The 24570-nt window shown below is 65.0% G+C and carries 23 protein-coding genes and 2 tRNA genes; 11 read left to right on the forward strand and 14 right to left on the reverse strand.

Features of this window, described 5'->3' with window-relative positions:
- Window positions 1-48: 48 nt before the first annotated feature.
- The 5 genes from fabD to MMB74_RS23005 all read right to left on the reverse strand — a co-directional run bounded on the left by fabD (window position 49) and on the right by MMB74_RS23005 (window position 4520).
- Window positions 49-987: an ACP S-malonyltransferase gene (fabD, locus tag MMB74_RS22985; protein ID WP_277430963.1), complete on the reverse strand. Its 939-nt coding sequence runs from the start codon at window positions 985-987 to the stop codon at window positions 49-51.
- Window positions 988-1075: 88 nt separating this feature from the next.
- Window positions 1076-2065, reverse strand: a complete 990-nt coding sequence (locus MMB74_RS22990; protein WP_277430964.1) for a beta-ketoacyl-ACP synthase III — start codon at window positions 2063-2065, stop codon at window positions 1076-1078.
- Entirely contained in the window at window positions 2066-3169 is a 1104-nt protein-coding gene (gene plsX / locus MMB74_RS22995; RefSeq protein WP_277430965.1) for a phosphate acyltransferase PlsX, read from the reverse strand.
- 382 nt (window positions 3170-3551) lie between these two features.
- Window positions 3552-3731, reverse strand: coding sequence for a 50S ribosomal protein L32 (rpmF, locus tag MMB74_RS23000; RefSeq protein WP_277430966.1), 180 nt, complete (start codon window positions 3729-3731; stop codon window positions 3552-3554).
- Between the two features lie 99 nt (window positions 3732-3830).
- Window positions 3831-4520, reverse strand: a complete 690-nt coding sequence (locus tag MMB74_RS23005) for a DUF177 domain-containing protein (RefSeq protein WP_277430967.1) — start codon at window positions 4518-4520, stop codon at window positions 3831-3833.
- A 267-nt stretch (window positions 4521-4787) separates the two neighbouring features.
- Here MMB74_RS23005 and MMB74_RS23010 point away from each other — a divergent pair, with 267 nt between their 5' ends.
- Both MMB74_RS23010 and MMB74_RS23015 read left to right on the forward strand, forming a co-directional pair.
- Complete coding sequence (locus MMB74_RS23010) at window positions 4788-5405, forward strand: Maf-like protein (RefSeq protein WP_277430968.1); 618 nt, start codon at window positions 4788-4790, stop codon at window positions 5403-5405.
- Window positions 5402-6124: an SAM-dependent methyltransferase gene (locus MMB74_RS23015; RefSeq protein ID WP_277430969.1), complete on the forward strand. Its 723-nt coding sequence runs from the start codon at window positions 5402-5404 to the stop codon at window positions 6122-6124. The genes MMB74_RS23010 and MMB74_RS23015 overlap by 4 nt, the downstream gene beginning before the upstream one ends.
- 95 nt (window positions 6125-6219) lie before the next feature.
- Here MMB74_RS23015 and MMB74_RS23020 read toward each other — a convergent pair whose 3' ends face one another.
- From MMB74_RS23020 to MMB74_RS23035, 4 genes are read right to left on the reverse strand one after another with little or no spacing between them, the layout of a single operon-like run.
- Window positions 6220-7230 (reverse strand): S49 family peptidase, encoded by a 1011-nt coding sequence (locus MMB74_RS23020; RefSeq protein WP_277430970.1) that lies wholly within the window; start codon window positions 7228-7230, stop codon window positions 6220-6222.
- Window positions 7231-7272: 42 nt separating this feature from the next.
- Window positions 7273-7674, reverse strand: a complete 402-nt coding sequence (locus MMB74_RS23025) for a Rieske 2Fe-2S domain-containing protein (protein WP_277430971.1) — start codon at window positions 7672-7674, stop codon at window positions 7273-7275.
- Window positions 7671-8330, reverse strand: a complete 660-nt coding sequence (locus tag MMB74_RS23030; RefSeq protein WP_277430972.1) for an HAD-IA family hydrolase — start codon at window positions 8328-8330, stop codon at window positions 7671-7673. Before MMB74_RS23030 ends, MMB74_RS23025 begins: the two co-directional genes overlap by 4 nt.
- Entirely contained in the window at window positions 8311-9342 is a 1032-nt protein-coding gene (locus MMB74_RS23035) for an RluA family pseudouridine synthase (RefSeq protein ID WP_277430973.1), read from the reverse strand. The genes MMB74_RS23030 and MMB74_RS23035 overlap by 20 nt, the downstream gene beginning before the upstream one ends.
- A 722-nt stretch (window positions 9343-10064) precedes the next feature.
- Between MMB74_RS23035 and MMB74_RS23040 the strand changes: the two genes are divergently transcribed.
- From MMB74_RS23040 to MMB74_RS23065, 6 genes are all read left to right on the forward strand, one after another.
- Window positions 10065-13208 carry an Rne/Rng family ribonuclease gene (locus MMB74_RS23040; protein WP_277430974.1) on the forward strand — a complete coding sequence of 1048 codons (3144 nt, stop codon included), beginning with the start codon at window positions 10065-10067 and terminating at the stop codon, window positions 13206-13208.
- A 205-nt stretch (window positions 13209-13413) separates the two neighbouring features.
- Window positions 13414-14523, forward strand: a complete 1110-nt coding sequence (moaA, locus tag MMB74_RS23045) for a GTP 3',8-cyclase MoaA (protein WP_277430975.1) — start codon at window positions 13414-13416, stop codon at window positions 14521-14523.
- A gap of 16 nt (window positions 14524-14539) precedes the next feature.
- Complete coding sequence (gene mobA, locus MMB74_RS23050) at window positions 14540-15166, forward strand: molybdenum cofactor guanylyltransferase MobA (RefSeq protein WP_277430976.1); 627 nt, start codon at window positions 14540-14542, stop codon at window positions 15164-15166.
- 102 nt (window positions 15167-15268) lie between these two features.
- A complete protein-coding gene (gene glp / locus MMB74_RS23055) occupies window positions 15269-16564 on the forward strand; it encodes a gephyrin-like molybdotransferase Glp (RefSeq protein WP_277430977.1) in 1296 nt (431 codons plus the stop codon).
- Between the two features lie 63 nt (window positions 16565-16627).
- On the forward strand, window positions 16628-16903 hold the full coding sequence (locus MMB74_RS23060) for a hypothetical protein (protein WP_277430978.1): 276 nt from the start codon (window positions 16628-16630) through the stop codon (window positions 16901-16903).
- Window positions 16903-17385, forward strand: coding sequence for a GNAT family N-acetyltransferase (locus MMB74_RS23065; RefSeq protein WP_277430979.1), 483 nt, complete (start codon window positions 16903-16905; stop codon window positions 17383-17385). The genes MMB74_RS23060 and MMB74_RS23065 overlap by 1 nt, the downstream gene beginning before the upstream one ends.
- A gap of 78 nt (window positions 17386-17463) precedes the next feature.
- On the opposite strand, the gene rmuC is transcribed toward MMB74_RS23065, so the two are convergent.
- The 5 genes from rmuC to pncB all read right to left on the reverse strand — a co-directional run bounded on the left by rmuC (window position 17464) and on the right by pncB (window position 23429).
- On the reverse strand, window positions 17464-18954 hold the full coding sequence (gene rmuC, locus MMB74_RS23070; protein ID WP_277430980.1) for a DNA recombination protein RmuC: 1491 nt from the start codon (window positions 18952-18954) through the stop codon (window positions 17464-17466).
- Window positions 18951-19940 (reverse strand): D-glycerate dehydrogenase, encoded by a 990-nt coding sequence (locus MMB74_RS23075; RefSeq protein WP_277430981.1) that lies wholly within the window; start codon window positions 19938-19940, stop codon window positions 18951-18953. Before MMB74_RS23075 ends, rmuC begins: the two co-directional genes overlap by 4 nt.
- Before the next feature lie 16 nt (window positions 19941-19956).
- On the reverse strand, window positions 19957-21414 hold the full coding sequence (locus MMB74_RS23080) for a sodium:proton antiporter (RefSeq protein WP_277431033.1): 1458 nt from the start codon (window positions 21412-21414) through the stop codon (window positions 19957-19959).
- A 59-nt stretch (window positions 21415-21473) separates the two neighbouring features.
- A complete protein-coding gene (locus tag MMB74_RS23085) occupies window positions 21474-22145 on the reverse strand; it encodes a lactate utilization protein C (protein ID WP_277430982.1) in 672 nt (223 codons plus the stop codon).
- A gap of 87 nt (window positions 22146-22232) precedes the next feature.
- A complete protein-coding gene (pncB, locus tag MMB74_RS23090) occupies window positions 22233-23429 on the reverse strand; it encodes a nicotinate phosphoribosyltransferase (protein WP_277430983.1) in 1197 nt (398 codons plus the stop codon).
- Window positions 23430-23681: 252 nt separating this feature from the next.
- On the opposite strand from pncB, the gene fdxA reads away from it, so the two are divergent.
- The 3 genes from fdxA to MMB74_RS23105 all read left to right on the forward strand — a co-directional run bounded on the left by fdxA (window position 23682) and on the right by MMB74_RS23105 (window position 24369).
- A complete protein-coding gene (gene fdxA / locus MMB74_RS23095; protein WP_277430984.1) occupies window positions 23682-24005 on the forward strand; it encodes a ferredoxin FdxA in 324 nt (107 codons plus the stop codon).
- A 138-nt stretch (window positions 24006-24143) separates the two neighbouring features.
- Window positions 24144-24219: transfer RNA gene (locus MMB74_RS23100), tRNA-Asn, on the forward strand.
- A gap of 74 nt (window positions 24220-24293) precedes the next feature.
- Window positions 24294-24369: transfer RNA gene (locus MMB74_RS23105), tRNA-Asn, on the forward strand.
- Window positions 24370-24570 lie beyond the last annotated feature (201 nt).

Here is a 24570-nt window from a genome sequence, read left to right on the forward strand (position 1 = left end):
TGCGGTGGTTCTTCGACTCGCCTGACGGCAGGCTCGCAAGCTCGCGCGTCAAACGCCGAGCAGCTTCAAGGTTTCCTCGAGCGACGCCGGATCGGTGATGGCCGCCCCGACGAGATTGCCGTCGATGCGCTTGGTCAAACCGGCCAGCACTTTACCGGGGCCGCACTCGATCAGATGCGTGATGCCTTGCTTGGCCATCGCCTGAACGCACTCCACCCAGCGCACGGGCCCGGCGGCCTGGCGCACGAGCGCGTCCTTGATGGCGGCCGGCTCCGACACGATGGCGACGTCGACATTGTTGACGACGGGAATCTGCGGCACTTTGACGTCGACGCTCGCCAAATACTCGCGCAAGCGGTCGGAAGCGGGCTGAAGCAGCGAGGAATGAAACGGCGCCGAGACTGGCAGCGGCAACGCACGCTTGGCGCCCTTCGCTTTGGCCAGCTCGCAGGCTTTTTCGACGGCAGCCTTGTGCCCCGCTATCACGACTTGGGCAGGCGCATTGAAGTTGACCGCTTCCACCACGCCGGCGCTTTCGCGCGCCGCTTCCGCGCACACCGCGCGCACCGTATCGTCATCCAGGCCGAGGATAGCCGCCATTGCGCCGACGCCGACCGGCACGGCCGTTTGCATGGCCTGCGCACGAAAGCGCACGAGCGGCACGGCGTCGCGAAAGGACAGCGCGCCGGCGGCAACGAGCGCCGTGTATTCGCCGAGGCTATGCCCCGCGACGAGGGCCGGCGCGGCCCCGCCGGCCTCGCGCCAGGCGCGGTACATCGCATAGGCAGCCGTGAGCATGACCGGCTGAGTGTTCGTGGTGAGATTGAGCTCTTCGGCCGGACCTTCGGCAATCAGCTTGCCGATGTCCTGACCGAGCGCGTCCGAGGCTTCCTGCAGTGTTTCGCGCACGACCGCGCGATCGGAAAACGCATTGAGCATCCCGACCGACTGCGACCCTTGGCCGGGAAAAACGAACGCAAATTTCATATCGTCCCCAAAATGTGAGCTGGTTGGCGCAAGCGGCGCGCACGGCCGCTCCGGCCGACGGCCGGACGCGGCGCCCGCTCGCTGCCGATCAGTAGCGGATGACCGAGGCGCCCCAGGTGAAGCCGCCGCCGACGCCTTCGATGAGCACGTTCTGGCCGCGCTTGATGCGTCCGTCGCGCACGGCGACGTCGAGCGCGAGCGGGATCGAGGCCGCCGACGTATTGCCGTGTTCGCCGACCGTGACGATCATGCGTTCTTGCGGCACGCCGAGCTTGCGGCAGGTGTGCGACATGATACGGATATTGGCTTGGTGCGGAATAAGCCAATCGACCTGGTCGGCCGGCATATCGGCTTTATGGAGCGCTTCGACCGCGACCTTCTCCAGCACGTTGACGGCCAGTTTGAAGACCGCTTGCCCATCCATATGAAGGAACGCGCTACCCGCGACGACCCCGCCGTTGACGTGGCCCGGCGTGCAAAGAATGTTGGCGTAGCTGCCATCCGCGTGGAGCGCGCTCGCGAGCACCCCCGGCTCATCGGACGCTTGCAGAATCACGGCGCCCGCGCCGTCGCCGAACAATACGCAGGTGGTGCGATCGTTGAAATCGAGAATGCGCGAGAAGGTCTCTGCGCCGACGATCAGGGCCGTGCGATGCTGCCCGCTGCGAATCAGGGCGTCGGCGGTCGCAACCGCATAGACGAAGCCCGAGCATACGGCCTGCATGTCGAACGCGGCGCCGCCATTCTTGATTTGCAGTTTGTCCTGCAACAAGCAAGCGGTGCTCGGAAACACGAAATCGGGCGTGGAAGTGGCGACGATGATCAAATCGATGGCTTGAGGATCGATGTTGGCCGCTTCGATGGCGCGCTGCGCCGCGGCGAGCGCGAGTTCGCTCGTCGTCACATCTGGGTCGGCGAAATGCCGCGCGTGAATGCCCGTGCGCGCGACGATCCATTCGTCGCTGGTCTCGATGCCGCGCTCGGCGAGCCGATCCGCGAGCGCTTGATTCGTAACGCGGGTGGGCGGCAGGTAGCTGCCGGTGCCGAGCACGCGCGAGTAAATAGTCGATTGAGCCATTTATGCTTTCGGAGATACCGCGGCGAAAGGCTCGGCCGGACGGCCGGCGAGATTCGCGTGACCGGCGCCGCCCGCATCCCGCGCTACTTGCGCGAGCGGGGCCGCATTTTCTTGCATCGCTCGCGCCAGGCGTTCGAGGACGCCATTTTTGACGGCATCATACCCGCGTTTGATGGCCCACTCAAACGCATAGGCATCGGCCGAACCGTGGCTCTTGATCACGAGCCCCCGCAAACCGAGCAACGCCGCACCGTTGTACTGGCGATGATCGACGCGCTTCTTGAAGCGCATCAACACAGGCATCGCCAGCAAGGCCATCAGCTTGGTCAGCACAGAGCGGCCGAACTCTTCGCGAATGATCTCGGAGAGCATCTGCGCCAAACCTTCCGATGTTTTGAGCGCAACGTTGCCGACGAAGCCGTCGCACACGATGACGTCGACGGTGCCCTTGTAGATATCGTTGCCTTCGACGTTACCGCGGAAATTGAGCGTGCTCGCGCGCAACAGCTCGCCTGCGCGCTTGATGGTCTCGTTGCCTTTGATGACTTCTTCGCCGATGTTCAACAGCCCGATCGTGGGGCGATCCTTGCCCTCGAGCGCGGAGACGAGCGCATGCCCCATCTCGGCGAACTGCAGCAAATGCTGCGGCTCGCAATCGACGTTCGCGCCGAGATCGAGCATCATCGTGTAGCCGCGCGAATTGGGCAGCGGCGAGGCGATCGCCGGCCGCTCGATACCGGAGAGCGTCTTGAGCACGTAACGCGACACGGCCATCAGCGCGCCGGTGTTGCCCGCCGAAATGCACGCCTGCGCCGCCTCGTCCTTGACGAGGTTCAGCGCAACGCGCATCGACGAATCCTTCTTTTTGCGCAATGCGACTTCGACCGGATCGTCCATGGCGACCACCTCGGACGCCGGCACGACCGTCAGCGCTCGCTCATCGAGCGCTTTGCACTTCTTCAGTTGAGCACGAATCGGAGCTTCGAGGCCGACCAGCATCAGCTCGGCGTCGGCATGCGAACGAACGAAGCTGACGGCAGCGGGAACGGTCACGGCCGGGCCGTGGTCGCCTCCCATGCAATCTATCGTGAGCTTTATGGTCATGGACTGCGACGAATGTTCAGGCGCTGTGCATAAGGCCGGAGCCAGCGCTGACCCGCTGGTTCCAGTCCGAGGCACAGCATGGGACCGGAGTAAGCGCGCCGCGGCGCGCCGAATCAGGGGCCGAGGCGCCCTGCCGGCTGCGACCGGAGCACCTGCTTGCGCTTGCAATGCCGCGAAGCATGGGATCTGTGCAAGCCAAAGCACGAAGGCCCGCCCAGCTCGAAGCGCGGACCCGGAACGAGGCCCCGATGCACGAACTCTGGCCGACGCAAAAAAGCGGCAGTTGAATGCCGCCTTTTTCTGCTCGAGCCGGAAGGATGCCCAGCAAGCTGCGTGTCGCGCACAGATCCACCGGATTCGGCGGCGCCGCGCGCCGATGCACTTAGTCGTTCTTCGTCTTAACGACTTTCTTGCCGCGATAGTAGCCGTTCGGGCTGATGTGGTGACGCATATGCACTTCGCCCGTGCTCGGCTCGACTGCGAGCGGCGTCGTGGCCAGGAAATCGTGCGAGCGGTGCATGCCGCGCTTGGACGGCGACTTCTTGTTTTGCTGGACTGCCATGGTAACTCCTAAAAATTTTCGGGATTCTAACACAGCCCGATCGGCGTAACGCCAGTGGCCAAACGGCCCGCGCGCCGCATCGTGCTACTCATGCAACGATCAATGTTTCTTGCCGCCGTCACCGCCCTCGCCGCCGTCGCCGCGTTTGAGCGCTTCCAGCGCGGCGAACGGATTGGGCTTGCCGGCGTCGTCGCCCGGCTGCGCACCGCCCGGCGATTGCAGCTCGTCCCCGTCCCCATCTTCGCCTTCGGCCAGGTCGACCGCATACTCGCCGGCCGCGCCCGAGACGAGACTCTCGTGCACCTCAGGACAGAGCTCGTGCTTCGGCACGAGCGGCAACGACAACAGCAACTCTTCCTCGATTAGTTCGACGAGATCGAATTGGCGCGAACCGACGATCACATCGAGCTCCTCCTCGTCGAGGGGAAATTCCTCGGCTTGCGCTTCGGTCGCCACGATTCGGTACGCCGCCTCGATGTCGAACGGCTGCTCGTAAGGCGCGAGACAGCGCTGACATTCGAGCCAGGCCGCGCCGTGCAGCGCTAGCCTCAAATAAGGCTGCGCCGCCTCGGTGCCGTCGTCTTGCAACTCCGGCTGCGTCGAGCCTTCCGCCTGCCACGTAAATAACGTGTCGCGATCTGGCGCGCCCGCCGGGACTTCGTTTAACATGCGCGGCAGTTGCGAGAGACGTACCGCACCGGCGGCCTGGCGGCCGCTGCGCGCAAATTCGAACACGTCGAACGCATGCGGATCGATCAGCCCGCTAGCCTTGCCGGAATGTTGGGACATATTGACTCCTCGCTCCGCTCCAGCAGCCGGTTGCAGGCCGACCGAGACCGACCCAGACGGATCGTTTCGCCGGCAACGGTGTTTGCCTATCGCCGCTCGGCCCGCCGCGGCTCACAGCCTTGGGGCTCGGCCCGTTTGCCGATCCGGCCATGAAAAGCCCGACACTATATTCGATTTACCGTTATCAGTCAATCACTTAAATGATCCGACGCGAACCGCAGCGCCCCACTCGCCGGTTCGCCCCCGCCCTCGTTCCCGCGTACGCCCATGCTCGATTCCCGCACCCAGCCCTGCCGGCTGATTCTCGCCTCCAGTTCGCCCTATCGCCGTTCGCTGCTCGAGCGATTGCGCATCCCGTTCGACGTCTGCGTGCCGGACGTGGATGAAACGCCGCACCCCGGCGAAACGCCTGCCGATACGGCGCTTCGACTCGCGCAAGCAAAGGCGCGGGCGGTCGCCGCACGCGAGGCGGCCGAACCCGTGCTCGTCATCGGCTCCGATCAGGTGGCCACTTTCGACGGCTTGCAGATCGGCAAGCCCGGCACGCACGAAAAAGCGTTGCAGCAACTGCGCGCCATGCGCAACCGCATCGTCGAATTCCATAGCGCGTTGTGCCTGTTCGATAGCGCCTGCGGCCTAGCGCAAACGGAGGACGTCGTTACGCGCGTGCGCTTTCGCGATCTGCCCGATGCCGAGCTCGACGCCTACTTGCGCGCCGAAACGCCCTACGACGTGGCGGGCAGCGCCAAATCCGAGGGCTTGGGCATCGCGCTGCTCGACGAGATCGAATCGAACGATCCGACTGCGCTGGTCGGCCTGCCGCTGATCGCGCTCACGCGCATGCTCCGGGCGGCCGGCTATCCGCTGCTGGGAGGCGCGCGATGAGCGGCGTGCTCTATTTGATTCCGAACGCGCTGGGCGAAGGCGACGCCGCGGCGCTCGCGACTGTGCTACCCGCTAGCGTCATGGCGCGTGCGGCGTCTCTCGGTTATTTCGTCGGCGAGAACGCGAAGAGCACGCGCGCGTTTCTCAAACGCGTCGGCGTCGCTCGGCCAATTCAAGAGATCGACATTCGCGAGCTGAACGTCAACACGCCGCCCGCCGAAATCAAGGCGCTGCTCGCGCCGATCTTGGCCGGCGCCGACGGCGGGCTCGTCTCCGAGGCCGGCTGCCCCGCGGTGGCGGACCCGGGCGCGTTACTCGTGCGCCGCGCGCACGAGCACGGGGTCAAGGTCGTGCCGCTCGTGGGACCGAGTTCGATTCTGCTGGCCCTGATGGCGTCGGGCCTCGACGGCCAAAGGTTCGCATTTCACGGCTACCTGCCCGTCGACCCGGCCGAACGGACGAAGACTTTGCGCGAGCTGGAACAACGCTCGCGCAAAGGACGGGAAACCCAGATCTTCATCGAGACGCCGTACCGCAATCGCACTTTGCTCGACGCGCTCGTCGCCACCTGCGCGCCCTCGACACTGCTTACTGTGGCCGTCGATCTGACGTTGGAGTCGGAGCGAATCGCCACCCGCACGACCAGCGATTGGAAGAAACACGCCAGCGCATTCGACATGCACAAACGCCCGGCAATCTTCTTGATATTGGCGAACTGAGGCCAACGGGCGGGGCGCCCGGCGCCAACCGCTTTCGGTGGCGAGAAGGCGGAGCGCACCGGGGGCATGGGCGCAACGATGCGCGTCCGGCCGCATCAATGCAGGGTCACCCCGCCAAGGGCGAGCGCACGGACAGCGCCCGCACCCACCGCCGCGCCGAATTTGCGCGCGATGCGATCGGAAATGCTCTCTTTCTCCGTATAGTCGACGATGTCCGGCGCCTTGATTACGTCGCGCGCCACGTAGCCGGTATCGCCGAAACCGTCGGCAAGCCCGAGCTGGACGCTCTTCTCACCGGTCCAGAACAGACCCGAAAAGAGGTCCGGCGTTTCGTGCAACCGCTTGCCGCGGCCCTGCCGGACCGCATCGATGAATTGCTGGTGGATTTCGTCGAGCATCGCCTGCGCGTGCGCGTCCATGGCCGGCGTCTCGGGCGAGAACGGATCGAAGAAGCCCTTGTTCGCGCCCGAGGTGTGCAACCGCCGCTGGATGCCGAGCTTGTCCATGAGGCCCGTGAAGCCGAAGCCGTCCATCAGCACGCCGATCGAACCGACGATGCTCGCTCGGTCGACGTAGATCTTGTCGGCCGCGGCGGCGACGTAATAGCCGCCCGACGCGCACATGTCGCCCACCACGACGTACAACGGCTTGGCCGGGTATTTCGCGCGCAGCCGGCGAATTTCGGCGTTGATGATGCCAGCCTGCACGGGGGAGCCACCCGGGCTGTTGATATAAAGAACCACCCCGGCGGAATCGGCATCGGCAAATGCCCGCCGCAGCGAGCGATCGATGTCTTTGGCGTTCGCGTTCTTATCGGCCGCGATTTCGCCTTCGAGTGAAACGAGGGCCGTATGCCGCCCCGTGGCCGCAACCTTCTCGTGCGACACGCTGAACAGGCTGGCAACGATCAACAGCGCGACAGCGAGAAACACGAACCGAAAGAAAATCTTCCAGCGGCGGGCGGCCCGTTGCTCGGTGATGGCGGCAAGCGCGATGCGCTCCAACGCCGCGCGTTCCCAATGCGGCTCGCGCGTAGCGGCGCTCGCGCCGGGCTGCTGATGCGGTTCGGAAGGTTGCTGCGATTCAGGCGTGTACTGATCGGCCATGGACTCTCGGTCTTCGTCGTTATCTGAAAAATTTGGGCGAACTCACTCGGCGCTCGGCGCCGCCGGGTATAAATCATCCTCGGGTAGCCAAAACACCGCGCGCCCCTCAGGCGTGTCGCGCTCTTGCACTTGCACGGGCCGCAAGCGCGCGCCACGGCAAGGCCCGCCGACGCAACGACCGCTCTCGGGAGCATAAATCGCGCCATGAGTCGCGCACATCAAGTATAAGCCAGACGAATCGAAGAACTGGCCCTCGACCCAGTCGAGCTCCATCGGCACGTGCGCGCATCGGTTCAGGTACCCGTGCACCTGCCCGTCGTAGCGGATGAAGAACACGACGGCGTCGCCGTTCAAATAGCGCGCCGCGCGGCGCACGCCGGAGCCGCCGTCGACGAGTTCGTCGGCAGCGCAGACGCGCACGGCCTGCCGCTCTGCGCCGCTCATGCGTGTTCCCGCAGCCAATCGGCCAACGCGGCGACGTCATCGGCGATGAAACGCGGCTCGAGCTTGGCCAACGCGTCGGCCGGGTGCGCGCCATACGTGACGGCGAGCCCCGCCGCCCCGGCGTTGGTCGCCATTTGCAGGTCGTGGGTGGTGTCGCCGATCATGACCGTGCGCGCCAAGTCTTGCCCCAACTCGCGCGCGAGTTCTTGAAGCATCGCGGGATGGGGCTTCGAGAAGGTTTCGTCGGCGCAACGCGTGCCGTCGAACGCGCTCGTGAGCCGCGCCTCGGCCAGCGCCCGATTCAGCCCGACGCGGCTCTTGCCCGTCGCCACGGCCAACAGGTAGCCGAGCGAGCTCAACTCGGCGAGCAACTCGCGCACGCCGGCGAACAGCTCCGTCTGGGCATCTTTGACCAAATAGTGATGCCGATAACGCTCGGCCAAACGCGGATAATCGGTCGGATCGAGCGAGGGCGCGGCAATCTGCAGCGCATCGCGCAGACCGAGACCGATCACGAAGCGCGCGGCTTCATTTGCCGGGACGGGCAGCCCCAGGTCGCGGCAAGCGGCTTGGATGCTGCGGGCAATATGCGCCGTCGAATCCATCAGCGTGCCGTCCCAATCGAAGACGATGAGGTCAAATTGCTGTCGGGGCATCGGGTTGCGCCTCGTTGCGCAAGTCGGTGAGCTGATCGAGGAAGCGCCGGCATTCGGCCGGCAGGGGTGCGCTCAGTTCCAGCGCTTCGCCCGTGATCGGATGCGTGAGACGCAAGCGATGCGCGTGCAAGAACATGCGTTTGATCGAGGGGCGCGCGCCCGCGCGCGCGAGCGCCTTGTTCAGAGCGAAATCGCCGTATTTCGCATCGCCCACGATGGGCAAGCCCAGGTGCGCCAAATGGACGCGGATCTGGTGCGTGCGCCCCGTTTTGAGTTCGGCCTCGATCAGCGCATAGCCAGGCCAACGCTCCAGAAGGTTGAACACCGTATGCGATGGCAGGCCATCGGCTTGCACGCGCACGCGCCGCTCTCCTTCCGGCGTCAGGTATTTGTAAAGCGGCTCCTTGACGGCGCGCCGCCGCCCCCAGTCGCTCGGCCATTGCCCGTGCGCGCAGGCGTAATAGCGCTTGTCCATCCGGTTTTCGCGGATTTGCTCGTGCAGGCCGACGAGCGCCGCGCGCTTCTTGGCGAGCAGCAAAACGCCCGAGGTTTCGCGGTCGAGCCGATGCACGAGCTCGAGGAACTTGCCGAGCGGACGCGCCTCGCGCATTTGCTCGATCACGCCGAACGCGATGCCGCTGCCCCCGTGAACGGCGACGCCAGCGGGCTTGTTGATCGCGAGCATATGCTCGTCTTCGAAGATGACCTCGAATTGCGCCGGCGGCGCGGCCATCGCCATGCCGGCCTCGGGCGCGTCCGATTGCGCGACGCGCACGGGCGGCACGCGCACGATGTCGCCCGTCACCAGACGATATTTCGCATCGACGCGGCGCTTATTGACGCGCACCTCTCCGCTGCGCAGGATTCGATAGATGTGGCTTTTCGGCACGCCTTTGCAGACGCGCAGCAAGAAATTGTCGATACGCTGGCCGGCGACGCCGTCGTCCACCTGTATCATCGAGACCTGGTCGGGTGCGACCGATTTCTGGGATATTTTGCCTAACTCATTCATTCTGAATATAATTTGCCCCAGCCGTCCGTGCGCGCCGCGCTTTTTTTCGCGGCCCATCGCCCGGATTGCCCAGGGTGAAGCAAGAACCTGTTATTTTACTTGCTTGGCGTACCCAAGGGCTGGTTGCTCGCCCTAATTTAAGTAGCAACGAGTTGCACGCACGGCATTCATTGCGGCAGGGACGTCGCCCACAGGCGCGTTCGGTCCGGTCCATGCCGACGGTAACGGAATTTTGGTAAAAAAGAATTCATCAGGTGAGCCTCGGTGGTATCGCGCGATGTCGAGCGAAACCGGGCTCCCGATTGCGAAACCTACGGCGAGCGCCTCATGCGTTCCGCGTAAAGCGGAACTTTCGGCGACGTCAAACATTGGCGAGACACGCCGCGCGGCGGTCGAGCATGCATCGGGCTTCGCGCCGCCACACGCGGCGCGGCTTCCGCGGTCCCGCACCGGCATCGAACGATGCGCCGGGCGCGGCGCGGCCACCCGAGCGCTCGGTGCGCGCCCCGTGCAACGCCGTTATTTGAAGCCGTGTTCGCATGCGCCCATGCGGCTCGCGGCCCCGTTCGGCCATCCCGAGCCCTTCCAGGCAATTCTCCCCGCCATCGTTCCCGCTCCAGCGTGCTGTTAAAAACACAATAAGGACGCGGCGCGCTTCATCGCGTCGCTCGTCCGGCCTACAGCCGGGCGGGCGCGCAGCGACGCCGCTCTGGAGCCGTTCAATGAAACGAATGCTGTTCAACGCGACGCAGCAGGAAGAACTGCGCGTCGCCATCGTCGATGGGCAAAAACTCATCGACATCGACATCGAAACCGCCGGACGCGAACAACGCAAAGGCAACATCTACAAGGGGATCGTGACGCGCATCGAGCCTTCGCTCGAGGCCTGTTTCGTCAACTACGGCGAAGACCGCCACGGCTTTCTGCCCTTCAAGGAAGTCGCCCGCCAGTACTTCAAGGACGGCGTCGACATGCGCTCGGCGCGCATTCAGGACGCCCTGCGCGAAGGCCAGGAACTCATCGTTCAGGTCGAAAAGGAAGAGCGCGGCAACAAGGGCGCGGCGCTCACGACGTTCATCTCGCTCGCGGGCCGCTATCTCGTTCTGATGCCAAACAACCCGCGCGGCGGCGGCGTCTCGCGGCGCATCGAGGGCGACGATCGCCAAGAGCTGCGTGAAACGATGGCGCAGCTGCAGTTGCCCGACGGCATGAGCATCATCGCGCGCACCGCCGGCATCGGCCGCAGCGCCGAAGAGCTGCAGTGGGATTTGAACTACCTGATGCAGTTGTGGCGTGCGATCGAAGCGGCCTCGCAAAGCGGCCAGCCCGGTCAACCGATGCTGATTTATCTCGAATCGAGCCTCGTGATTCGCGCGATTCGCGACTACTTCCAGCCCGATATCGGCGAAATCCTGATCGATACCACCGAGATCCATGACCAGGCCCGCGCCTTCATGGATATCGTGATGCCCGACAACGTCGGCAAAGTGAAGCGCTACCACGACGATGTGCCGCTGTTCTCGCGCTTTCAGATCGAGCACCAAATCGAGACCGCGTATTCGCGCACGGTGCCCCTGCCGTCGGGCGGCGCGATCGTCATCGACCACACCGAAGCGCTCGTCGCCATCGACGTGAACTCGGCGCGCGCCACCAAGGGCGCCGACATCGAGGAAACGGCCACGCGCACCAATCTCGAAGCGGCCGACGAAGTGGCGCGCCAGTTGCGGCTGCGTGACCTCGGCGGGTTGATCGTGATCGATTTCATCGACATGGAATCGGCCAAGAGCCAGCGCGAGGTGGAGCAGCGCCTGAAGGACGCCCTCAAGCACGACCGCGCGCGGGTGCAAATGGGCAAGATTTCGCGCTTCGGCTTGATGGAGCTGTCGCGCCAGCGTCTGCGCCCCGCCCTGTCCGAAGGCAGCCACGTCACGTGCCCGCGTTGCAACGGCACGGGCCATATTCGCGACACCGAATCGTCCGCGCTGCAAGTGCTGCGGATCATTCAAGAAGAAGCGATGAAGGAAAACACCGCGGCGATCCACTGCCAGGTGCCGGTCGAAGTGACCGCCTTCCTGCTCAACGAAAAGCGCCAGGAAATCAACAAGATCGAGTCGCGCTTCAAGGTGGGCGTCGTGCTCATCCCGAATAAGCATCTCGATACGCCGCACTACAAGCTCGAGCGTCTGCGCCACGACGATTCGCGCCTGGACGAGCCGCGCGCTTCGTGGAAGATGGCCGAGGAAGCGGCGCGCGAACTCGAATCGGAAACCGCGTACAGCAAGCGCGCCGAAGACGTGAAGCCGAAGCAGGAAGCGGCCGTCAAGGGCATCACGCCCGAGCGGCCCGCGCCGAGCGCGCCCGTGCGGCCGCAGGCGGCGGCCACGCCGGCCGCCGCTGCCGCAACGCCGCGCAGCGGTGGATTCTTCGGCTGGCTCAAGAGCCTGTTCGGCGGCGAGAGTGCAGCTCCCGCGCCGGCGCCGGAGCCGGTCCAGCCCGCACGTACGGTGCGTGCCGAGCGCGGCGAACGCAACACTGAGCGCGGTGGCGAGCGCAATCGCAATCGCCGTGGCGCCGGCGCAGGCCGCGCCGAAGCGGCTGTCGGCGGACGTGCCGGCGGCCAACCGCAAACGCAACGCCCGGCGCGCGAGCAGCGCGAGGGCCGCGATGCGCGCGAAGGCCGGGAAAGCCGTGAGGGCCGGGAAGGTCGCGGCGAACGCCAAGAGCGCGCGGAAGCTGTCGAAGCCTCGACGCGCGGGGAACGCGGGGAACGGCGCGAACGCGCCGAGCGGCCGGACCGTGCCGAGCGCGGTGAGCGTGTCGAGCGTGCGGAACGCGGTGAGCGCCAAGAGCGGGGCGAACGCCCCGAGCGCGGTGAACGGCGCAAACCGCAACCCGAAGTAGCGGCCGAAGCCACGGCCCGCGTCGAGACGCTGGCGGCGGAAGATGCGATCGCCGCCGGTGTGCCGGCCCCCGAGCAGGAAGCGGTCGCTCGTGACGGTGAAGAGCGCCGTCGTCGCCGCCGCGGTCGTCGTGGCGGTCGTCGCGAGCGCGAAGAGGACGGTGTGAACGCGACGCTTGCCGCGGACGTAGCCGAAGCCGAAGGCGCCGCTGCTGCTGTGCAACCGCAAGCCGCCCCGATTGTTTCGCAGCCGCCCGAGCAAGCCGCCGAAGTCGTTCGAGCGCCGCTTGCGCAGGCTCCCGCCGAAGACGTCGTCGTGACGCCGGTGCCGATGCACACGCCAGCGTCCGCACCGTTGCAAGAAGCGCAAGCGCCCACGCATGCCGCACCCGTGAGTGAGGCACCGCTGAGCGAAGCGCCGGCGCCGGAAGTACCGGTAACCGCGCCTGTGGAACTCGCCCCGGCCCCGAGCGAAACGATCGCCGCGCCGATCGAGCAACCGGCAGCCGTGCCGGCCGCTCCGGCAGCGCCCGCCCCTGTGGCGGCCGAGCCTGAGTCGGCCATCGCGCAAGCGATTCAAGCGACTCCCGAAGCTCCAGCGCCTGCCGAGCCTTCTGCAGCCGTAGAGCGGGCACCACAAGTTGCCGCCGTGCCGACCGCGAGCGCAATGCCGGCTCCCATCGAGGCGGCGAGTGCCGCGACGGAAGTCACGCAGCGGCCTGCGGCTCTGGAGGCGGCGGCTACGCCGGCGAAGGTGCATGCGAATGGTCTGTCGATCGGGCAACTGCAACCGATGCTCGAATCGGCCGGCCTCGTCTGGGTCAACACCGACGCGGAAAAACTGCGAGCCGCACATGAAGCCGCTGCGCAATCGCCGGCCCCCGTGCGCACGCCCCGTCAGCGCAAGAGCTTGCCGCCCGTCGATGCCACGCCGATGCAGCAAATCGAAACGCGCAAAGACGCTTGATCGACCACGACTCGAGCAACGGGAGCCTCGGCGCCCGTTGCCCGCGAACAGCCCGCCCTCCGTGGCGGGCTTTTTCATGCGCTTTCGCGCTCCGTTTTTGACGTGCGTCAGAGTTTCAAGCGTTATCCGCACCATCGCACGGGCGATGCCGTCATGACGCTCGGCGTTCCGTTAGAATGGGTTTCTGCCCGTTTTCTGCTTCATCATGTCTCGACGCATCATTCCCGTCGCCGATCTCAGCGGAGCGCCCGATATCACGGGAGCGCCGGTCCCTGCACGGGGCGCGCTCGCCGATACGCTAGCGCGGCCACTGCGCGATTTGCGCATCTCAGTGACGGACCGGTGCAACTTCCGCTGCGTCTACTGCATGCCGCGCACGGTGTTCGGCAAGGACTACCCGTTTTTGCCGCATAGTGCGCTGCTCACGTTCGAGGAGATCGAACGGCTCGCACGCGTGTTCGTCGCGCATGGCGTCGACAAGATTCGTCTGACGGGCGGCGAGCCGCTGCTGCGCAAGGACATCGAGCGGCTCATCGAACGGCTCGCCGCGTTGACCACGGCCGACGGCCGCCCCCTCGACCTCACCCTGACCACCAATGGGTCGCTGCTCGCCCGCAAGGCTCGCAGCTTGAAAGATGCGGGCCTGACCCGCGTCACGGTGAGCCTCGATGCGCTCGACGAGGCCCTCTTCAAACGCATGAACGACGCCGATTTCGCCGCCAGCGCCGTCCTCGACGGTATCGAGGCGGCCCAAGCGGCCGGGCTTGCGCCGATCAAAGTCAATATGGTCGTCAAGCGCGGGACCAACGACCGCGAGATCCTGCCGATGGCGCGCCACTTCAAAGGGTCGGGTGTGGTCTTACGGTTCATCGAATATATGGACGTCGGCGCCTCGAACGGCTGGAACATGGCCGAAGTGCTGCCTTCCGCCGAAGTCGTCGCGCGCATCGCCGAACACTATCCGCTCGTTCCGCTGGAAGCGCACACCGCGTCCGAAACGGCGCAGCGCTGGGGCTATGCCGATGGCGAGGGCGAAATCGGCGCGATTTCCAGCGTCACGCGCGCGTTTTGCGGCACATGCACACGCGCGCGCCTGTCGACGGAGGGCAAGGTTTACCTGTGCCTATTCGCGACGACCGGTTACGACCTGCGTGCGCTAGTGCGCGGCGGAGCCAGCGACGCCGACATCGCCACCGCGATTGCACGCATGTGGCAAGCGCGCGGCGACCGCTACTCGCAGTTGCGCGGCAGCTTCGCCGCCGACGCCGCGCGCAACGGCAACGCACGCGTCGAAATGTCTTACATCGGCGGCTAGCCGCAAGCGCCCCGCGATGAATTCCGATCTACGCTCGCGCCTCACGGGCCTCGTGCTCGCGGGCGGCCAGGGTACGCGGATGGGCGGGATCGACAAAGGGCTGCAACTACTCGGCGGCGAGCCGTTGGCGCTGCATGCCGCCAAGTGCATTGCCGAGCAAGTCGGCCCGTTGCTGTTCAGCGCGAATCGAAACATCGATCGATACCGACTGCTCGCGGAGCGCTTCGGCGCTCGCGTCGTTCAGGATGCATCGAGCGACTTTGCCGGCCCGCTGGCAGGCATGCTGGCAGGGCTGCGCGAAACGACGACCGAGCTATTGCTTTGTGTTCCATGCGATACGCCCCGCTTGCCTCGCGACCTGGCGGCGCGGCTCGTCGCAGCCCTGGACGACGCCCGAGCCGATGTCGCCGTCGCAGCCACCGTCGACGCGCAAGGCAAAGCGAGCGTGCATCCCGTGGTCGCCGTCATACGCGCAACCCTCGCCGACGATTTAGCCGCCTTTCTCGATGCGGGCGAACGCAAGGTCCGCGCGTGGTACGCACGCCACAAGCACGTCGAAGTCGCCTTTGAAGACGAGCACGCGTTTTACAATGCCAACTTCTTGCACGAGCTCGCCGATCTCGCACGGACATTCGGCGCTTAAGCGCGAACCATAGGCCCGTGCCGATCCGAAGCGTCCGCGTTGCCTGCGTGCGTTGCTATGCTCGCAAGGCTTACCGGCGCGCTGGGCCGCGCCCCATCTCCGATGACCACCTCCAACGAACTTTCCGCCTCGAACCCGCTTCCCGTCGAGACCGCCCGCGCCCTCATCCGTCGTGCAATTGCCCCGGTGACCACGATCGAACGCGTCGCACTGCGCACGGCGCTCGGGCGCGTACTGGCCGAAGACGTCGAGTCGCCGATCGACGTGCCCGCTCATGACAATGCCGCGATGGATGGCTATGCATTCGACGGCTCAACGCTGTCGGTCGCCTCAGCCGCGCAGGTCAAACCCGGGCCGCTCACGCTCGCCGTAGCCGGAGAAGCGCGCGCGGGCCATCCATTCGACCGGGTCTGCCCGGCAGGCGAATGCGTGAGGATCATGACGGGTGCGCCGATGCCCGCCGGCTGCGATACGGTCGTGCCGCAAGAGTTCGTCGCGCGCAGCGGCGAGAGTATCGCGTTCGACGTCGAACGCATCGAGCGCGGCGCGAACTGCCGCCGCGCCGGAGAAGATTTGGCCCGCGGGCAAGCGGCGCTCGCAGCAGGGCGCATCCTGCGCGCAGCCGATCTCGGGTTGCTCGCTTCTCTCGGTGTCGCGGAAGTCGGCGTGCGCCGGCGCCTGCGCGTCGCGTTCTTCTCCACGGGCGACGAATTGCGCTCGGTTGGAGAGCCGCTCGAGAGCGGGTGCGTCTATGACAGCAACCGCTATACGCTTTACGCCATGCTGATGCGCATGGGCGTCGAAGCGATCGATCTCGGTGTCGTGCGCGACGAGCCCGAAGCGCTCGAAACCGCGCTGCGCGCTGCCGCGGACAGCGCCGATGTGGTGCTGACGTCGGGGGGCGTATCCGTCGGCGACGCCGACTTCACGGCGCGCATGACGCAAACGTTCGGGGACGTCGCATTCTGGCAACTGGCGATGCGCCCAGGGCGTCCGCTGGCGTTCGGTCGCCTCTGGCCCGGCGAGCGCGGCGGCAACGCGCATAGCGCACTGTTTTTCGGCTTGCCAGGCAACCCCGTTGCCGTGATGGTGACGTTCTACCAGCTCGTGCGCGAAGCGCTCAATGCCATGTCAGGGGCGGACACGGCGCCGCCGCTACGATTCGCGGCCGAAAGCAGTGCGCCGATCCGCAAGCGCCCCGGCCGGACAGAGTTCCTGCGTGGCGTTGCGACGCGCGATGCCGCCGGAAAGTGGCGCGTGACACCCACGCGCTCACAAGGATCAGGCGTGCTGAGTTCAATGAGCGAAGCGAATTGCTTCATCGTCCTCGCTCATGAGCAAGGCGACATCGCCGCGGGCGCCCCCGTCGAAATCATGCCCTTCGATGGGCTCATTTGACTTGCGTTCGTCGTACGGCATCGATTTTCCGGACCGCACAACGTCTCTCAACGAGGCTTCCCAATGAAAAAACAAATCTTGTCGATCGCGCCGGGGCAAACCGCGAAGGCGCTCATCCTCGTCTATTTGACCTTTAGTATGCCGATCGTATTGCTCGGGATACTCGTGGCATTCATCCGCCATGGTTCGGTTGAACTCAGCACGATTTTCAGCGCGCTACTGTTGAACGCCATTCTCGGCTTCGTCCTGCTATGGATTGCTTGTCACGTCTATAACTGGGTGGCCGGGCGCTTCGGCGGCATCGAAATCGTCTTGTCGGATGCGCCGGAGGAAGCGTGATGGCCGATCTCATTCGCGATGCCGCACCGCACGATGTCGGCGCCATGATCAGCCTGATGCGCGAGCTGGCTGAATACGAGAAGCTCACCCATTTATTCGTCGCCACTGAAGATTCGCTGCGCGAAGCGTTGTTTTCCCCGCGGCCCGCGGCCGAAGCGCTCGTGGCCGAGCGCGAAGGCCGTGTCGTCGGTTACGCGCTCTACTTCCATAACTTCTCGACGTTCCTCAGCCGCCGCGGCCTCTATCTCGAAGATTTGTACGTGCAGCCCAGCCTGCGCGGCAGCGGGCTCGGCACGGCGATGCTGCGCCGGCTCGCAGCGATCGCCGTCGAACGGCAATGCGGGCGCTTCGAATGGTCGGTGCTCGATTGGAATCAAAGCGCCATCGATTTCTATACGAAGATGGGCGCGACCGTCATGCCCGATTGGCGCATCGTGCGCGTGACCGACGACGCATTGACGGCCCTCGCCCGCACCGCCTGAAGTGCGCGGCCGCGGCCCTGTCCCGAGGCTGCCGGATACGCAGGCCGCCGCACTTGCATCGATAAGCGACGAAACGACTCAGACGTCGGGCTCCTGCAAGCCCGCATAAGCATCGCCGAGCATCCCTTCCGTTTGGTCGCCGGGCAGCGCCTCGACCTCGCGCAACTTGGTGCTCATGACGCGCGTGCGGCGCTCGGCCGCCTCGATCGAGCGTGTGACCGTCTCGAGCTGCGATTTCGTCTTCGCCAAGACGTCGCCAAACTTGCCGAACTCGGTCTTGACGGCGCCCAGGACCTGCCATACCTCGCTAGAGCGCTTCTCGATCGCGAGCGTACGGAAACCCATCTGCAAGCTGTTCAAGAGCGCCGTCAGCGTCGTGGGGCCGGCGATGGTCACGCGATAGTCGCGTTGCAACTGATCGGTTAGCCCCGGACGCCGCAGGATTTCCGCGTACAAGCCTTCGGTCGGCAAGAACAGCAATGCGAAATCCGTGGTGTGCGGCGGCGCCACGTATTTTTCCGCGATGGTGCGCGCCTCGCCGCGCACACGTGCTTCCAGCGCGCGCGACGCTTCTTCGACGGCAACCGGGTCGGCCCGCTCCTGCGCATCGATGAGGCGCTCGTAGTCCTCGCGCGGAAACTTCGCATCGATCGGCAGCCAGACCGGCGTGGCCACGCCCTGCCCGCCGCCGCCTTCGAAGCGGCCCGGCAGCTTGATCGCAAATTCCACGCGCTCGCCGCTCTTTGGCACGGTCGCAACGTTCTTCGCGTATTGATCGGGCGTCAGCATCTGCTCGAGCAACGCTTCGAGTTGCACTTCGCCCCAGGTGCCGCGCGTTTTGACGTTCGTCAGGACCTTCTTTAGATCGCCGACGCCGGCCGCCAGCGTCTGCATCTCCCCCAGCCCGCGATGCACTTGCTCGAGCCGATCCGAGACGAGCTTGAAGGATTCTCCAAGTCGCTGTTCGAGCGTGGCATGCAGCTTTTCGTCCACGGTTCGCCGCATTTCATCGAGCTTCGTCGCGTTGTTCGCTTCGATATCCTTGAGCCGCGCCTCGATCGTCGCGCGCACTTCGCCGAAACGGCGATCGTTCGCTTCCACGAGCTGGGCGAGTTGCTGCGCGAGGGTATCGCCAAAGCGCTTGAGCGCGGCGGACTGCTCGTCGCGCGATTCGTGTGCGTGCCGCTGCAAGCTCTCTCGCATGGCATCGAGTTGCGTCGCATTCGTCTCCGTCAACTGCGCAAGCCGCATGGCGAAGCCGTCGATCTGCTGGTTTTGCACGGTGGCGACGCTCGTCAATTGCGCGGCAAGCGTTTGCTGAAACTGCGCGAAGCCACCGCCCAGTTCAGCGCGCGATAGACGCGAAGTTTCCGCGATCTCGCCGCGCAACTCACGCTCGAGCCGCTCGTATGCACGAGCCTGCGCCTGCGCGGCCGTCTCGATGCACTCACCCAATTCGCCGAGCGCGGCGTGATCGTTCGCGCGGGTCGCGCTCCTAACGGCCAGCGCCAGTGCGACGGCCAACACAACGACCGCCAACGCGAGCGCCGCAATGAGAGTTGTCGTCATGAACGCGTGCGTGCCAGTGCTTCAGGGTTGATCGGATTGCTTGGCCTGCCGGCGTTGGGTCCCTCGCCGAGCGCTGCAATGAGGTTGTCGGCCGCGAGGTTGGCCATCGCCCGCCTCGTGGACTCGGTCGCACTCGCGATGTGCGGCGTGAGCACGACGCTCGGCGCCGACAAAAGCCGCGGATGCACTTTCGGTTCGCCCTCGAAGACGTCGAGCCCCGCTGCCGCGATGCGCCCCTCGTGCAGCGCGTCGGCCAGCGCCGCATCGTCGACTATGCCACCGCGTGCGATATTCGTCAGCGTGGCCGTTCGCTTCATCACCGCGAGGTCCGCCGCGCCGATCGTGTGGTGGCTCTGGGCGCTGTACGGCACCACGAGCACGACGTGATCCGCCTGCCGCAACAAGTCTTCCTTGGACAGATACTGCGCGCCCAGTTCGGCCTCGATCTGCGGCGCAACGCGCGAGCGGTTGTGATAGACGACGCGCATTGCAAACCCGCGCGCGCGGCGCGCCAGCGCCTGGCCAATGCGCCCCATGCCGATGATGCCAAGCGTCGAGCCGCAGACGTCCGCGCCGAGAAAGCCGTCGTAACGCCAGGCGCCCCACTTGCCCGCGCGCAGCCAGTGCTCGCTCTCGGTCACGCGTCGGGCCGCGGCCATCATCAGCGCCCAGCCGAAATCGGCCGTCGCTTCGTTGAGCACGTCGGGCGTATTCGTCGCGAGCACGCCCGCGGCGTTGAACGCATCCATATCGAAATTGTTGTAGCCGACTGCCATATTCGCGACGGCGCGCAACCGCGGAGCGGCGGCGAAGACCGATGCGCCGATCGGATCGCCGGCCGTGAGCGCGCCGTCCTTGTCGGCGAGCCTGCGCGCAAGTTCCTCGGGCGGAAGCGCCGGCCCGTCGTTCCAATCGACGTCGAAGTACTGCTCGAGACGCTCGACGACATCGGGAAAAATCGGACGCGCGACGAGGATCTTCTGCATGAAATGTCTCCTGCAATCAAAAGAACAGCCACGTCGTGAGGGCGAACACCGGGATCAACACGGCGCCGGCCCACGCGAGATAGCCGAAAAAACTGGGCATGCGCACGCCGCGCGACTCGGCGATGGCTTTCACCATGAAGTTCGGCGCATTACCGATATAGCTGTTGGCGCCCATGAAAACGGCACCGGCCGAAATGGCCGCGAGTGTGGTCGCGCCTGTGCTCATCAGCATATGCGCGTCGCCGCCCATGAGATTGAAAAATACGAGGTACGTCGGTGCATTGTCGAGAAACGACGACAGCATACCCGTTGCCCAGAAATACATGGCGTCGATGGGCTGGCCATGTGCATCGGTGACCAGATGCAACACGGCGGCGAACGCACCGCGCTCGCCTGCACGCAGCATCATGACGACCGGGGCGATCGTGACGAAGATGGCCGCGAATAGCTTCGCCACCTCCTCGATCGGCGCCCAAGAGAACGCGTTGCCCGTGCGTGCGGTGCGCGGCGTAATCCCCATGGAGACGAGCGCCAATACGACGAGCGCCGTATCGCGCACGAGGTTTTGCAGTTCTAGATGCGCGCCGAGCACGTCGAAGACGACGCCGGGCTTCCATAGCCCGCTCATGAGAACGAGCGCGATCACGAGCGCGAGCAGCGCGAAGTTGCGCTTGCCCTCGATCGCGATGCCGATCGAATCGGGCGACGGATCGAGCGCCGCTGCGCGCTCCTCGTCGCCGCGCCGGTAGAAGTGGGTATCGAGCGCATAAAAGAGGACCAGTAACAGCGTGCAGACGAACAGCATCGGCAGCGCGAGATGGCGCGTCGTCCAAAAGAAGCTCACACCGTTCAGAAACCCGAGGAACAGCGGCGGATCGCCCAGCGGCGAGAGCGAGCCACCCACGTTCGCCACCAAAAAAATGAAGAACACGAATACGTGGACGACATGCTTTCGATTATCGTTCGCACGCAAGAGCGGCCGGATCAGCAACATCGCAGCGCCCGTCGTGCCCATGATGCTCGCGAGCGCCGTGCCGAGAGCAAGCAGCGCCGTATTGACGCGCGGCGAGCCATGCAGGTTGCCGCGCACGCAAATGCCGCCCGCTATCGTGTACAGCGCCGTCAGCAATACGATGAAGGGAATGTATTCGGCGACGATCGCATGCGAAAAGGCGTGCGCGGCCGCGCCGAGCCCGAATGCATAGGCGAACGGCGCGAGGAAGGCGATCGCCCACGCGCAAGCCACCTTACCGAAATGACGATGCCAGAAGCCAGGCGCAATCAACGGAAACAGTGCGATCGACAGCAAGATGCCGGCGAACGGGACGGTCCAATGCGCCCCGAGCGCAGCGCCATCCGGCATGACTGCGGTAGCGGCCGATGCACCGGCGGACCAAATCCCTATCGTGAAGATGAAGGCGGTGGATGCAAAAGCACTCGCCGCCCGTCGAGCGCGGGCGGCACGTCGTTCAATCATTAACTTCCTCTTTATTAGCTAGCGAAGGCGCTCGGTATTGCCGACACGAGCCGGGCTCAAGCGCCGCGTACGACGATCACGTGGACACGGTACGGGCCATGGGCGCCGAGCACGATGGTTTGCTCGATGTCGCCCGTGCGAGACGGCCCCGACACGAAATTGACAGCACGCGGCAACTCGCCGCGCTCGGCGCGCATCAGCGCGAACGCCTCCTCGTGGCCCGCCACGATGCGCGAGGCGGGCACGACGGCGATGTGGGTCTCGGGCAGCAACGCCATCGACGCTTGCGTTTCGGGCCCCGACAGCAGCACGAGCGAGCCCGTCTCGGCCGTGGCGCAAAAGCACCCGGTGATACCAACGAGATCGCCGCTCTCCGGCTTGCGGAATTCGACGGCGAGCCCTGCCTGCGCCCACGGCAACGCGCCGAGCGTCGCCCAAGCGACGGCGCTCGGCGCCGCGCCCAATTGAGCGAGATAGCGCGCGGCGGCCGCAGGGACGTGATCGAGCGATTCGACCTGCTCGACCGTGCTCGCCATGAGCCGCGCTTCGTCGATGAAGCGCGCCGCGATGCCGTCGAGATCGGTAGGCATGTCCGGGCGCGGCCCCGGCGGATGACGCTCGAGGTAATCGGCCACCGCCTCGCGCTCGCCGGGCTGCGGCTCGGCCGGCCGGCCGGACGCCGCGCGAATGCGCGCCAAGATATTGCGTCGCGCCGCCGATGTATCCATTGCGCCCCCATCAAGAATGCGAGTGAATCGCCGATTATACGGACGTTCTTTTTTGTGATACATCGGCCGCTCGGCCGAGGGAACCGTTCAAGCGGCGCCGTTCTCCGCAGGCGCGTCGATGTCGAAGACTTGCCGCAGATAAGCGAGATAAGCCTTGTCGTCGCACATGTTCTTGCCCGGCGAATCGGACAGCTTGGCGACGGGCTGCCCGTTGCAGCGGACCATTTTGATGACGATCTGAAGCGGGCTATAGCCGAGATCGTTGGTGAGGTTGGTGCCGACGCCGAAAGCCAGCTTGCAGCGGCCCCGGAAGCGCTCGTAGAGCTGCAGCACTTTCGGGATATCGAGCGCGTCCGAGAACACGAGCACCTTCGTGCGCGGGTCGCAGCGGTTTTCCTCGTAGTGGCGGAGCAACTGCTCGCCCCACTCGAAGGGATCGCCCGAGTCGTGGCGCGCGCCGTCGAACAGTTTGCAGAAATACATATCGAAGTCGTTCAGAAACGCCTTCATGCCGTAGACATCGGATAGCGCGATGCCCAAATCGCCGCGGTATTCTTTGGCCCAGACCTCGAAGCCGTACGTCTGTGAATCGCGCAAGCGAGGACCGAGCGCCTGGCACGCCTGCAGGTATTCATGCGCCATCGTGCCGAGCGGCGTCAAACCGTGCTTTTGCGCATAGAAGACGTTGCTCGTGCCCGCGAATTGCTCGCCGATGCCCGACATCAGCGTGAGGATCACCTCCTCGTGCCACCGTTTCGAGAAGCGCCGGCGGGTGCCGTAATCGGCGATCTTGCAATCGGCGAACTCCGGCCGCGCGCCGAGCAGTTGAATCTTCTCGCCGAGCCGCTCTCGCCCGATCGCATAATCGGGTTCGCGCTGCGTGTTGCGAAAATAGACTTCGTTGACGATCGCGAGCACCGGGATCTCGAACAGGATCGTATGCAGCCACGGCCCTTTGATCGAAATCTCGATTTCACCGTTGCCCTTGGCGGACGCTTCGATCGCGATGTACTTCTCGTTCAAGTGAAACAACGCGAGAAAATCGACGAAATCGCTCTTGATGAAGCGCATGCGCCGCAGATAGTCGAGTTCGTCATCCGTGAAGCGCAGCTCGCACAGCTGGCGCACTTCGTCGCGAATCTCCTCGACGTACGGCGCGAGGTCCACGTTCGGCGTGCGGCAGCGAAAGCGGTATTCGACGTTGGCGGCGGGAAACTGATGCAGCACGACCTGCATCATCGTGAACTTATAGAGATCGGTGTCGAGCAGCGAAGTGATGATCATGATGTCGAGCGAGACGCGCGAGCGGGCGGCACGCTTGCGCCGCCTTCAAGGATGACGGATCGCCGCATGTTACCGCAACGGCCGCGCCAAGAGGCGCGCGCGGGCGCGGCGCCGCGCGGCATTCCATAAACTAATCACCAATCGATCTAAACGACGCCAAGACCCTCGACGCATCGGGGCCAGGGCGTTCAGTTACAATACACGCTTTGCCAATTAGGCGTTTTCCGCCCGATATCCCCTGCAGGAGTTTGAATGACTCACGTTGTGACCGAAAGCTGCATCAAATGCCGCTATACCGACTGCGTCGACGTCTGCCCGGTGGACTGCTTTCGCGAAGGTCCCAACTTCCTCGCGATCGACCCCGATGAATGCATCGACTGCGCCGTGTGCGTGGCCGAATGCCCGGTGAACGCCATCTACGCCGAGGAAGACGTGCCCGGCGATCAGCAGCACTTCACGGCGCTCAATGCCGAATTGGCAAAAAGCTGGCCGAGCATCACCAAAACGAAGTCGCCGCTGCCCGAAGCCGACGAATTCAAAGACATCCAAGACAAGCTCCAATACCTCGAGCGGTAAGCTAGAGGCCCCGTCCACGCCAGGCGGGCCGAGCGCGATCGGCGGGCCGCCTGCGTCCCGGGGTCGTGGCGAAGATGCCGCTGGGTATTGACAGGCTTGGAGCCGGTCCATAGAATCTCGCTTCTCTGCTGTTGTTGTTCCCCGATAGCTCAGTCGGTAGAGCGCCGGACTGTTAATCCGTAGGTCCCTGGTTCGAGCCCAGGTCGGGGAGCCAAAGAATGAATGGAAAAGCCCGTTCGTCATAACGGGCTTTTTTACGCAGTAGCGATTTTCACCGTAGCACGTTGTTCCCCGATAGCTCAGTCGGTAGAGCGCCGGACTGTTAATCCGTAGGTCCCTGGTTCGAGCCCAGGTCGGGGAGCCAAGAGCTTCATGCAAAAGGGCCCGTCGAGTCGTCGACGGGCCCTTTTGCTTTTGGACTTTTGCCTTTCATGGCTTCGAGCGACATGCTTCAGCGCGAGATTCGGGGACACGTCGAATCGTCGCTTCCAGCTCCGCCGCCCGCTCGGGGCCTTGTGATACCGTGTCGCTTTAGCCCCGTCCTATCCTTTCGCGTGACCCATCG

This window comes from Trinickia sp. Y13 (assembly GCF_029522115.1).
Taxonomy (GTDB): Bacteria; Pseudomonadota; Gammaproteobacteria; order Burkholderiales; family Burkholderiaceae; genus Trinickia.

Coding starts and splice junctions, on each gene's coding strand:
- fabD (WP_277430963.1), bottom strand. CDS start 987: ATGAAATTTGCGTTCGTTTTTCCCGGCCAAGGGTCGCAGTCGGTCGGG.
- MMB74_RS22990 (WP_277430964.1), bottom strand. CDS start 2,065: ATGGCTCAATCGACTATTTACTCGCGCGTGCTCGGCACCGGCAGCTAC.
- plsX (WP_277430965.1), bottom strand. CDS start 3,169: ATGACCATAAAGCTCACGATAGATTGCATGGGAGGCGACCACGGCCCG.
- rpmF (WP_277430966.1), bottom strand. CDS start 3,731: ATGGCAGTCCAGCAAAACAAGAAGTCGCCGTCCAAGCGCGGCATGCAC.
- MMB74_RS23005 (WP_277430967.1), bottom strand. CDS start 4,520: ATGTCCCAACATTCCGGCAAGGCTAGCGGGCTGATCGATCCGCATGCG.
- MMB74_RS23010 (WP_277430968.1), top strand. CDS start 4,788: ATGCTCGATTCCCGCACCCAGCCCTGCCGGCTGATTCTCGCCTCCAGT.
- MMB74_RS23015 (WP_277430969.1), top strand. CDS start 5,402: ATGAGCGGCGTGCTCTATTTGATTCCGAACGCGCTGGGCGAAGGCGAC.
- MMB74_RS23020 (WP_277430970.1), bottom strand. CDS start 7,230: ATGGCCGATCAGTACACGCCTGAATCGCAGCAACCTTCCGAACCGCAT.
- MMB74_RS23025 (WP_277430971.1), bottom strand. CDS start 7,674: ATGAGCGGCGCAGAGCGGCAGGCCGTGCGCGTCTGCGCTGCCGACGAA.
- MMB74_RS23030 (WP_277430972.1), bottom strand. CDS start 8,330: ATGCCCCGACAGCAATTTGACCTCATCGTCTTCGATTGGGACGGCACG.
- MMB74_RS23035 (WP_277430973.1), bottom strand. CDS start 9,342: ATGAATGAGTTAGGCAAAATATCCCAGAAATCGGTCGCACCCGACCAG.
- MMB74_RS23040 (WP_277430974.1), top strand. CDS start 10,065: ATGAAACGAATGCTGTTCAACGCGACGCAGCAGGAAGAACTGCGCGTC.
- moaA (WP_277430975.1), top strand. CDS start 13,414: ATGTCTCGACGCATCATTCCCGTCGCCGATCTCAGCGGAGCGCCCGAT.
- mobA (WP_277430976.1), top strand. CDS start 14,540: ATGAATTCCGATCTACGCTCGCGCCTCACGGGCCTCGTGCTCGCGGGC.
- glp (WP_277430977.1), top strand. CDS start 15,269: ATGACCACCTCCAACGAACTTTCCGCCTCGAACCCGCTTCCCGTCGAG.
- MMB74_RS23060 (WP_277430978.1), top strand. CDS start 16,628: ATGAAAAAACAAATCTTGTCGATCGCGCCGGGGCAAACCGCGAAGGCG.
- MMB74_RS23065 (WP_277430979.1), top strand. CDS start 16,903: ATGGCCGATCTCATTCGCGATGCCGCACCGCACGATGTCGGCGCCATG.
- rmuC (WP_277430980.1), bottom strand. CDS start 18,954: ATGACGACAACTCTCATTGCGGCGCTCGCGTTGGCGGTCGTTGTGTTG.
- MMB74_RS23075 (WP_277430981.1), bottom strand. CDS start 19,940: ATGCAGAAGATCCTCGTCGCGCGTCCGATTTTTCCCGATGTCGTCGAG.
- MMB74_RS23085 (WP_277430982.1), bottom strand. CDS start 22,145: ATGGATACATCGGCGGCGCGACGCAATATCTTGGCGCGCATTCGCGCG.
- pncB (WP_277430983.1), bottom strand. CDS start 23,429: ATGATCATCACTTCGCTGCTCGACACCGATCTCTATAAGTTCACGATG.
- fdxA (WP_277430984.1), top strand. CDS start 23,682: ATGACTCACGTTGTGACCGAAAGCTGCATCAAATGCCGCTATACCGAC.